General features: G+C 67.9%; 11 protein-coding genes and 1 pseudogene. 7 read left to right on the top strand and 5 right to left on the bottom strand.

All coding sequences use genetic code 11. The annotated features are described in order from the left end of the window. The 3 genes from VF330_RS27990 to VF330_RS27980 all read left to right on the top strand — a co-directional run. Positions 1–206, top strand: a 206-nt coding sequence (locus VF330_RS27990) for a hypothetical protein (protein ID WP_330854673.1), incomplete at its 5' end; no start/stop codon positions are given. 478 nt (positions 207–684) lie between these two features. Further along, a complete protein-coding gene (locus VF330_RS27985) occupies positions 685–1,029 on the top strand; it encodes an Imm7 family immunity protein (protein WP_414675465.1) in 345 nt (114 codons plus the stop codon). Positions 1,030–1,096: 67 nt separating this feature from the next. Then, the gene (locus VF330_RS27980; RefSeq protein WP_330854672.1) at positions 1,097–1,435 is read left to right on the top strand and encodes a hypothetical protein; all 339 of its coding nucleotides are present in this window, start codon (positions 1,097–1,099) and stop codon (positions 1,433–1,435) included. A gap of 815 nt (positions 1,436–2,250) precedes the next feature. Here VF330_RS27980 and VF330_RS27975 read toward each other — a convergent pair. The 3 genes and pseudogenes from VF330_RS27975 to VF330_RS27965 all read right to left on the bottom strand — a co-directional run bounded on the left by VF330_RS27975 (position 2,251) and on the right by VF330_RS27965 (position 4,910). Beyond that, on the bottom strand, positions 2,251–2,907 hold the full coding sequence (locus tag VF330_RS27975) for a barstar family protein (RefSeq protein WP_330854671.1): 657 nt from the start codon (positions 2,905–2,907) through the stop codon (positions 2,251–2,253). 807 nt (positions 2,908–3,714) lie between these two features. Then, positions 3,715–4,332 (bottom strand): annotated as a pseudogene (locus tag VF330_RS27970) (chitinase); the annotation flags it as partial. 347 nt (positions 4,333–4,679) lie between these two features. After that, complete coding sequence (locus VF330_RS27965) at positions 4,680–4,910, bottom strand: hypothetical protein (RefSeq protein WP_330854669.1); 231 nt, start codon at positions 4,908–4,910, stop codon at positions 4,680–4,682. 63 nt (positions 4,911–4,973) lie between these two features. Between VF330_RS27965 and VF330_RS27960 the strand changes: the two genes are divergently transcribed. Both VF330_RS27960 and VF330_RS27955 read left to right on the top strand, forming a co-directional pair. Continuing rightward, positions 4,974–5,981: a pyridoxal-phosphate dependent enzyme gene (locus VF330_RS27960; protein WP_330854668.1), complete on the top strand. Its 1,008-nt coding sequence runs from the start codon at positions 4,974–4,976 to the stop codon at positions 5,979–5,981. Then, entirely contained in the window at positions 5,978–7,093 is a 1,116-nt protein-coding gene (locus tag VF330_RS27955) for an ArgE/DapE family deacylase (protein WP_330854667.1), read from the top strand. Before VF330_RS27960 ends, VF330_RS27955 begins: the two co-directional genes overlap by 4 nt. A 2-nt stretch (positions 7,094–7,095) precedes the next feature. Here VF330_RS27955 and VF330_RS27950 read toward each other — a convergent pair whose 3' ends face one another. Continuing rightward, the gene (locus tag VF330_RS27950) at positions 7,096–7,470 is read right to left on the bottom strand and encodes a MerR family transcriptional regulator (protein ID WP_330854666.1); all 375 of its coding nucleotides are present in this window, start codon (positions 7,468–7,470) and stop codon (positions 7,096–7,098) included. A 56-nt stretch (positions 7,471–7,526) separates the two neighbouring features. On the opposite strand from VF330_RS27950, the gene VF330_RS27945 reads away from it, so the two are divergent. Beyond that, complete coding sequence (locus VF330_RS27945) at positions 7,527–8,321, top strand: MBL fold metallo-hydrolase (protein ID WP_330854665.1); 795 nt, start codon at positions 7,527–7,529, stop codon at positions 8,319–8,321. A gap of 21 nt (positions 8,322–8,342) precedes the next feature. Continuing rightward, positions 8,343–9,194 carry an NAD(+)/NADH kinase gene (locus VF330_RS27940; protein ID WP_330854664.1) on the top strand — a complete coding sequence of 284 codons (852 nt, stop codon included), beginning with the start codon at positions 8,343–8,345 and terminating at the stop codon, positions 9,192–9,194. Between the two features lie 3 nt (positions 9,195–9,197). On the opposite strand, the gene VF330_RS27935 is transcribed toward VF330_RS27940, so the two are convergent. Continuing rightward, positions 9,198–9,549 (bottom strand): DUF4145 domain-containing protein (locus VF330_RS27935; RefSeq protein WP_330854663.1); only part of this gene is annotated, 352 nt, incomplete at its 5' end.

Below are 9,549 nucleotides of genomic sequence, written 5' to 3'. Positions count from 1 at the left end.
ATCTCAACATGAAGGCGTCGAGTCGACGGAACCGCGTGTTCGCAGTGCTCGGTTTCCTGTTGGCAGCGGTGCTCGCAGGTGTGGCGGGCGCTTACCTGGAAGAGGCGACCGGCCAGATCTGGGTGCGTTTCCTGCCGCTGGCCGTGGTCGTCGTCGTGGCCATGATCGCGATGTTCCGGTCGGGACTGATTCCACCGAAGAAGTGACCTGACAGTTCGTGGAGATGTGGGCCGGACTTCGAGTTCGGCCCACACCTCGATCCGTCCGTCAGGACCGCTCATGACTTCGGCGCCGGTGTTTGCTCTGCCCTGGACGGACGTCGGGCGGGAGCACCAAACCTGGGAACACGTCTGACCAGCAATTTTGTAACGGCAGACTAGTGGCGGAGTCATCGTCCGGCCTATCGGTGCCGAGTAGCGGTCCAGGGACGGGTCGCTCGACTCGTCCCCACGTGGGACGGGTCCTTTGAAGCGAGCGGCTGAGGGACTGCCTTCCTTCCGAAGTACAGCGGGGGGAGACGACTGCGCGGCACGAGTTGTCTGACCTGGAAGCGGATGAAGTCAGAATCGTGGACAAAGTGCGCGTGAGCCGGAAGGACACGGCGACCAGCCTCTCGAACAGGCCGCCAGTTGGCCACCAACTCTGGAACCCACCCAGTAGGGCAAGTCACAGCGTCACCTGTTCGTGCAGCAGACCCCTCTTCGTTTCGGCGAGATCCAGGCCTTGGTCGACGAACTGGAGGGTTACTCGTTGATCGATCTTCAACCGATGAATGGCGAATACTTCATCCACCTCGGTGGGAACCCGAATCACCGCCGACAGAATGGCGAAGCGGTGGTCGACCTGTTCGCAAAGGTCGGACAGGTTGCACCTGGGTCGTACGGGCTGCTGTACGTCCACGATGACGAACACCCGCAGCACATGCTGAGCTTCCAGGTCTTCCGGCTGGTCCGAGGCACCGTCACCGAGCACCCGGACCACCTTCTGTCGCCGGTGATCCCCACGTTGGAAGATGAAGGTCCGAGCTGACCAGGACGACCATTCGTCTGCTCTGCGGCATGAGAGCACGAAGCTCCGACTACCGCATACTTCGGTGGTGACTGAGTTTCCAGCCGACGTGGAGGCCTACTGTCGAGGCCTTGCGGCACGATGGCGGTGGCCGCCGGAAACAGCTGCCGCTTTTCTGGCAAGCGTTGTGTGGTACTGGAAACTGGACCAAGGTTCCGATCCCCGGCACTACTACGAGTACGTGGATCACGAAGGCTTGGTGGACGAGGGAGCCCGCTGGCTCTTCGAGGCGGTTGAGGTCAACCACGAGGTGGTGGCCATCAAGCAGATCGAGCTGCCTTCATCTGGAGCCGTTCGCCGTTACTGGTGGCGGTACCTGGAAGACGATGCCGGCGGACTCACCGACCAGCCACTCGAAGCCGGTTAGTCTGGCCTCGTATCCATCTCCCGGTCGGCGTTTTATGCGCACTGGGACAGCAGCGTCGACAGCTGATACTCGTCGGTGTGAGCGAGCGACCTGCGGCATGAGAGTGCGTTGCGCGTCAGACGGATCCGCTCTGGTAGCTTCGTTCCGTCGTGCAAGCCAACGACAAGGGGGTGGCGAGTTGTTTTCGTCCTCCCTCCGTTCCCTGGGAGTTGCGCGTCTCGCGCAACTTGGCCGAATCGCGGCAGGGGCCTGGCCGTAAGCTGGATTGGTATGGGCATTACTCGTACCCAGGGCACTCCGGCGGAGAAAAATTCCGGGCAGACGTGGACCAGCACACGCTCTGAGAGGCCAGGTGGGGACTCATCACCCGACGAGTTCCCACTAACAGTTCGTGGCCGCGCTTCGGCATGCACAGTCCTACATCGAGCCAGTCAAGCAACTGGAACCTTGAACATGGCGACGCTGATGTTCCAGGCTGCTGCGCCGTCATTGCCTGGTGATCAGCGGAGTGACCTTGGGCGCTCGAAGTGATGTCCGCTTGCCCGCGACTCGGCTGGCACATGTATTACCGGTCGTCTCTTCTGTGTGGAGCCTGTCGATCTGCTCCTCCAGTTGACCAGTGACCTGGAGCTCGCCTATCGGTAGAGCATGGTGGCAGCGCGCGACCAGCGGCATGAGCGGATGTCCGCACGGCACGGGTCTCACCTCTGAGGGAAGGATTCACCTGCTGTTCGACAGTGAAATCCAGGTGTACCGGACGGGACGGTCTACCGTCCGGCTCGACTGAGGTGACGTGGCAGTGGTCGGCGCACGGCTCAGCGCAGGTCGATCTCGATCTGGTGGTCGCCGAGCATGTCCATGAGGTACTGCAGGTTGATCGCCGGACCCAGCCGACGCCGGTCGTAGCCGGCAACGAGGTGCTCGCGGGCGACGGCCGAGTCGTTCCACACCAGTCGAAACGGGGTCTGCGCGCCGAAGTTTCCACGGAGACAGTCGTCGAGTGCATCGAGGTTCCAGCCGAAGTATCCGCCTGGGCCGTTGATCGCCTCGCCGATCGCGCAGTGGAACCCTTCGATGTCGGTCACGAACCGGCCGTCGAGGTCGTAGGTGGTGCCGGGTGGACGGTCGGGCGTACTGGGCCTGTGACCGAGGGCCACCCCGGCCCACTGGTGCCGTAGTTCTCGATCGTAACCCGCCCACAGGTTTCGCTGGGACGGCCGTCCGATGCGCCAATGTTCCAGGATGTCGAGGACCCCCGTTGGCAATGGCTCCCTCGCGTCCACATCGACGGTCACGTCCAGAAGTCCAGCGCCGAGCCGCGACGGGCTGGCAGCGTTGGCCGTACCGGACACCACAGCGTTGATCACCCGGCTGGCAGAACCATCGGTGGCGACCACGTGAACCTGGCCGCAGATCCGGCGACGGCGCAGGCTGGCCTTGGTCGACTGCCCCGCGGCGCCGAGCGCGGCCACCAATGGGGTTCCGGTCGGCAACCGAGGAGCTGGACCTGTGGCACCGGTGCTGCGGCCTGCTCGCGGAACACGCCCGTGACGTCTCCACAGGTTCCGCAGGGCGCCTCATCTCGGCCCAGGAGGACGAATTCGTCAACATCGCAGGGACGTACTACCGCATCCGTGCGATCGTTGAGCCAGGCGAACCCGTCGAGGTCGACATCGACAGTTCCCGGCATCGTGGTGTTCGGCCGCTGCGCGAGCACGGTGACATCGCACAGATCTTCCCCCCACCAGGATGGCGGTGTGCCAGGCGGTGGCGCAGGCACTGTCAAGGAGATGTTGCCCAGCCATGCTCGCTCGGTACCGAATGCCTCGGTGGGCAGCCGGTCGAGGAGGTCGGCGAGCACGCTGGCCGGAGCGCAGCCGACAAGCGTGAACCGCTCCCTCGACCGGGTTGGAAGGTCAACGAACAGTCCTTCGATCTCCGTGCACAGCACCAGCGGGACGTCGTCACAGGAATGATCGAAGCCGATGTCACCGCAGAGCAGCCAGCGCGGGCCGATTGGATACTCCCACGTCCACCGCCGCTGCTCCGGCGGAAGACCGACACCAGGGTGGTTGGTCGTCACCCCAGTGACCCTATCGACACGAAGCACCTCAACGGGCCTGATCGCGAAGTCGGAGCCATTGCCCGCGCCTGGCACATCGCAACGCTCATCGACATGAGAGTGCGGCGGAAGTCGGCAGACCGGACTCCTGTCGCGTCGCGGAGTTGCGCGAGGGCCTTCCCCGAAGATCGGGGAAGGCCCTCGTACCGCGCTCGGATCAGCAGGACAGGTTGTCGCCGGCCGGGACTCCGAGGATCCCGGTGATCTGCGTGTACTTGTCGATCCGGCTCTGCACCTGCGCCGGGTTGCCCCCGTTGCACTCGATGGAGCCGTTGATGCTGCGGATGGTCTCACCGAAACCGCGGCCGTTGACCATCGCGTCGTGCGGGGTCATCGTGCCGGGGCCGGTCTGGGTGTTCCAGTACCAGAGGCCGGTCTTCCACGCCACGGCCGCGTCCTGCTCGACAAGGTAGGGGTTGCCGAGAAGGTCGATGCCGAGGTTGTCCCCGGCGGCCTTGTAGTTGAAGTTCCAGCTCAGCTGGATCGGCCCGCGGCCGTAGTACGCGGCCTGGCCCGCCGGACAGCCGTAGGACTGGCTGGTGTCGCAGTAGTGCGGGTAGTTGGCTTGGTTCTGCTCCACGATGTGGACGAGGCCGCCGGTCTCGTGGTTCACGTTGGCCAGGAACGCCGCGGCTTCCTGCTTCTTCACCGTGTCGTCGCCGGTGTTGGCGAAGCCGGGGTAGGCGTCGAGCGCGGCCGTCAGGCCGCTGTAGGTGTAGAAGCTGTTGCGGCCGGGGAAGATCTGGTCGAACTGGGCCTCGCTCACCACGAAGCTGGCGTCCGCTGTGGACGTTTGCGCGGACGAGCTCGTGGCGGGAAGGACTAGCGTTGCCGTAGTTGCGGCGAGCGCGGCCACGGCCACTCCGGCGCGCTTCAAGAACCGGGGTGTTGACATTCGGAACTCCTCTTGTCATGCCGGTCGTGCGCGATACGACCGGTCCCGTGTGGACTTGCGCAATAGGTATGGACCAATCTGCGCGGCATGAAACCGCTCTCACGGCAAGAGGGCGCGACTGGACCAGTGATCGCCTCCGATGTCCAGCAGTCAGTGGACTTCGAGTAGGCCGAATGGGTTATGAGCGGTACTGAGAGCGCACGACGTCCAACTCTCGGTAGAGACGCCTAGTCGCGCGGCCCGCGCAACGTCAGCACGACCCGCAGCACGTGCTCGACCGCCGCCGGGAACACCGCGCCCCGCAGCTCGTCGCGGTGCGCCAGCGTGAGACCCGCGAACTCGAGCATCCGCTCCGGCCCCACCCGGCGGACGACGAGGCCGGCGACCTCCTCCAGGTCGAGGCCCGGGTTGTCGAGGCGGGTCAGCGCGAACTCGACGATCAGTTCCTCTTCGGTCACCGGTCACCTCCGCTATTCGTCGAATTCTCCCACCGGTACAGGTCGGCAACGTGCGCTGGACCGATGATCCGCGCCACCTCCACGCTGTCGGGCATGAAGTTCTCGCAGCCAGACGCCCGCGGGTGGTTGTGCCCGCCCGCGCCCACCGGGGTGCGCGAGTTCCACGCCGGCCTGCCCGGCTACGCGCCGACGCCGTTGACGGGGCTGCCCTCGCTCGCCGCTGAGCTCGGGGTCGGCCGCCTGTTCGTCAAGGACGAATCCTCCCGCCTCGGTCTGCCCGCTTTCAAGGCTCTGGGTGCCTCTTGGGCCGTTCACCGCGTGCTCTCCGGCCGAACCGGGCAGGTCACGCTCACCACGGCGACGGATGGCAACCACGGTCGTGCGGTGGCCCGGATGGCGCGGATGTACGGGCAACGCGCGCACGTCTTCGTGCCGGACACCGTGCCGCGGCCCGCGATCGACGCGATCAAAGGCGAAGGGGCCGAGGTGACCGTCGTCCAAGGCACTTACGACAACGCGGTCAAGCAGGCGGCCGATGCCGACGGACTACTCGTCCAGGACATGGGGTGGCCCGGCTACGAGGAGGTGCCGGCGTGGATCGTCGAGGGCTACGGCACGCTCTGCCACGAGGTCGACGAGCAGCTCGGCGAGGAACCGGACCTGGTCGTCATCCCCGTCGGCGTCGGCTCGTTCGCCCAGGCCGTGATCACCCACTACCGCTCCCGCGCCTCCCGCACGCGGCTGCTCGCCGTCGAGCCCGACACCGCCGCGTGCGTCCTGGCCAGTCTTCAACGGAACCAGCTCACGACCGTCGCGACGGGTGACACGATCATGGCGGGCCTCAACTGCGGCACGCCGTCCGCCACCTCGTGGCCCTTCCTGCGCCACGGACTGGACGCCGCGGTCGCCGTCTCCGACGCCGACTGCGCGCGGGCCATGTCAGACCTCCACGCCTTGAACGTCCACTCCGGACCGTGCGGCGCCGCGCCGCTCGCCGGGCTGCGCGCGCTCCGCGACGAGCTCGGCGACCTCGGCACCGTCGTTCTCCTCAGCACCGAAGGACGCCCGTGAACCCACGTGACCTGCTCGCCCGGCTCGTCGCCATCGACTCGGTCAACCCCGACCTCGTGCCCGGCGGCCGTGGCGAACGCGAGATCGCCGACTTCTGCGCCCGGTGGTTCGCCGAGCGCGGCTTCGAGGTGCACCTGCTGGAACGGCGGCCCGGGAGGCCGTCGCTCGTCGCCGTGAAGAAGGGCAGCGGCGGCGGGAAGTCGTTGATGCTCAACGGGCACATCGACACGGTCGGTCTCGCGGGCTACGACGGCGACCCCCTCCTGCCCGAAGTCAGGGACGGCAGGATGTTCGGTCGCGGCACGTTCGACATGAAGGGTGGTGTGGCGGCGATGATGGTCGCCGCGGCACGGGCCGAGAACCTCCGTGGCGACGTCATCGTCGCGTGCGTCGCCGACGAGGAACACGGCAGCTCCGGCACGGCGGAGGTGCTCGAGCGCTTCACCGCCGACGCGGCCATCGTCACCGAACCCAGTCACCTCGAAGTCACGCTGGCGCACAAGGGTTTCGTCTGGCTCGACGTCGTGGTCGAGGGCAGGGCCGCGCACGGGTCACGGCCGGAGCTGGGCGTGGACGCGATCGCGAAGGCCGGGCACTTCCTCGTCGCCCTGGAACAGCTCGGCCACGACCTCGCCGCCGGTCCGCGACACCACCTCCTCGGCACCGGAACGGTCCACGCGTCGGTGATCAGCGGCGGTGAGGAGGCCTCCACCTACCCGTCGAGCTGCCGGATCACCGTCGAACGCCGCACGGTTCCCGGCGAGTCGCCGCAGCGCGTCGAGGACGAGCTGCGGGCCGTCCTGGACCGCTTGCACGACACCGTCCCGGACTTCCGCGCGACGCTCACCCGCGGCCTCGCCAGGGACCCGTTCGAGGCCGACCCGGACGCCGAGATCGTCCGCACGTTGATCGCGAACCTGGGTGCACCACCGGTGATCAGGGCGGAGCCGTTCTGGACCGACTGCGCGCTGCTCGACGCCGCCGGCATCCCGTGCCTGCTGTTCGGCGTCGACGGCGCGGGAGCGCACGCGGCCACCGAGCACATCGACCTCGCCTCGCTCGACCGGCTCACCGACGTCCTGGCCAGGACCGTCACCGACTTCTGCGGCTGAGGTCAGGGAGCGAGGGCGCGCTTGAAGTCGGGGCACTCGACCAGCGGCTCGTGCGTGCACGTGGCCGCGTGGTCGAGGCTGTCGCGCATCCGCCGCAGGCGCGCGATGTCCTCGTCCAGCAGCCGGGCCTTGTCGGCCATCTTGGCGCGCGTCGCCGCGTCGCCCGGCATCGCGACCAGGAACCGGCTGATCTCCGCGATGGTGAACCCGGCCCGGCGGGCGCAGGTGATCATCGTCAGGCGGGACAGCACCTCGGGGTCGTAGGTGCGGCGCAACCCGTTGCGGCCGCTCGACGAGAGCAGGCCCTTCTTCTCGTAGAACCGCAGGGCGGACGGTGCCAGCCCCGACTTCTCCGCTACCTCGGCGATGTCCAGCACGGCGCCGAGACTAGCGGCTTGACTTGAACCGCGCTTCAAGTCGCACGATCACCGCCATGCGGATCCACCACCTGAACTGCGGCTCGATGCGCCCCATCGCGCCCACCTACGACGGCCTGCAGGACGCGCGGGCCGTGAACCACTGCCTACTCGCCGAGACGGCCGACGGACTGGTCCTCGTCGAGACTGGTCTGGGACTGGGCAACGTGCGCGACCCCGCCGGCACGCTCGACCCGTCCTGGACGGCGCAGGTCGAACCAGCGCTCGCAGAAGAAGAGACCGCCATCCGCCAGGTGGAACGTCTCGGCTTCACCGCCGCCGACGTCCGCCACGTCGTCCTCACGCACCTGGACGTCGACCACTGCGGTGGCCTGCCCGACTTCCCGCACGCCGCGGTGCACGTCCTGGCCGCGGAGCTGGAGGCGGCGCTACGGGAGGCGCCGAGCCTCCGCTACCGCCCGGCCCACTGGGCGCACGGCCCACAGTGGCGCGCCCACGAGTCCCCGAACGACAAGTGGTTCGGCCTGGACGCCGTTCAGCCGCAGGACCTGCCGGAGGAGATCAAGCTCGTCCCGCTGGGCGGCCACAGCGCGGGCCACGCGGGTGTGGCGGTCCACAACGGAGAGAAGTGGCTCCTGCACTGCGGCGACGCCTACTACTACCACCGCGAACTGGACGAAACTCCCGAACCGCACCCGGTGATGGACGTCGTCCAGACGCGGTCCGAGGTCGACCACGACCAGCGGGTGGGCACGCAGTCCGCGCTGCGGGCCCTCGCCCGCGACCACGCGGCCGACATCACGCTCCTCAGCGCACACGACCCGTGGGAATTCGGCAGACTGGCGACGTGACCCGACTGAGGACGAACTGACGTGCACGCCGCCGGCCTGGTGCTGCACCCGCAACGAGACTCCGCCGCCGCCGTGGAAGCCGTGCTCGGCTGGGCGACCAACCGCGGCGTGGAGATCCTCGGCATCTCCGACGAGATCCAGCGCCTGCGCTGCGAGGCCACCCCGGTCTCCGCGGAGGAGCTGGGCCGGCGGGCCGACCTGGTCGTGAGCCTCGGCGGCGACGGCACGATGCTGCGCGCCATGCGCCTGGCCGACGGCGAGCGGGCCCCGGTCCTCGGGGTGAACCTTGGCAAGCTCGGGTTCCTCGCCGAGGTGGACGTGCCGGACCTGCCCGCGGCGTTGTCCGCCATCGACGCGCACGACTTCACCGTCGAGCCGCGCCTGGCCGTGGACGCGACCTTCGGCGACCAGAAGGTCACGGCCTTCAACGACATCGCCGTGGTCCGCACCCCCGGTCAGGGCAACGCGCGGGTCGCCGTCCACGTGGCCGGCCAGCCGTTCGTCAGCTACGCGGCGGACGCCGTCATCGTCGCCACCCCGACCGGCTCGACGGCGTACAGCTTCTCGGCGGGCGGCCCGATCACCAGCCCGTCCGTCGAGGCACTGCTCGTCACCCCGGCCGCGCCGCACAGCGCCTACAGCCGCGGCATCGTGCTGTCGGTGAACGACCGGGTGGACCTCGACCTGCTCCCGTCGAGCGGCCGCCTGGCCGTGGAGGTCGACGGCATGGTCGCGGGCTACGTCGAACCGGGCCAGCGCGTGTCACTGCGGGGGCGCGCCGGTGCCGCCCGCGTGGTGCGGCTGGGGATGACGACGTTCTACCAGCGGGCGCGGCGCAAGCTGCGGCTCACGGACTCCGCCGAACTGGGCTGACCCCTAAGACGACTCCGCGAGGTCGTTCAACGCGAGGACCACCACCTTCCAGGAGATTTCAGCGGTCCCGGAGTCCGGGTCGTACTTGTGGTCGACCTGCCGCTTCGGGTGCACGAGGTTGCGGTACTCCCGGAGGGTGTGCGCGTAGTCGTCGACGTCGCGCCCGATCCACCCCTCGCGCACCGCCAGCTTGATCAATTGGTTGAGGTTGTCGTGCTGAGCGCTGCCGTTGGCGGACCGCGCCTTCGCCACGTCGTAGAGGACACCTTCGAGAACGCTCCCGAGCATGATGATCGATGCCGTCGGCGCACCGTGCACCAAGCAGGTGTGGGCCTCGTCCAGCCGACGCCGCAGC

The sequence above is a fragment of the Lentzea sp. genome, assembly GCF_036380075.1.
GTDB lineage: Bacteria > Actinomycetota > Actinomycetes > Mycobacteriales > Pseudonocardiaceae > Lentzea.
This window is presented reverse-complemented; position numbering and strand designations above follow the sequence as displayed.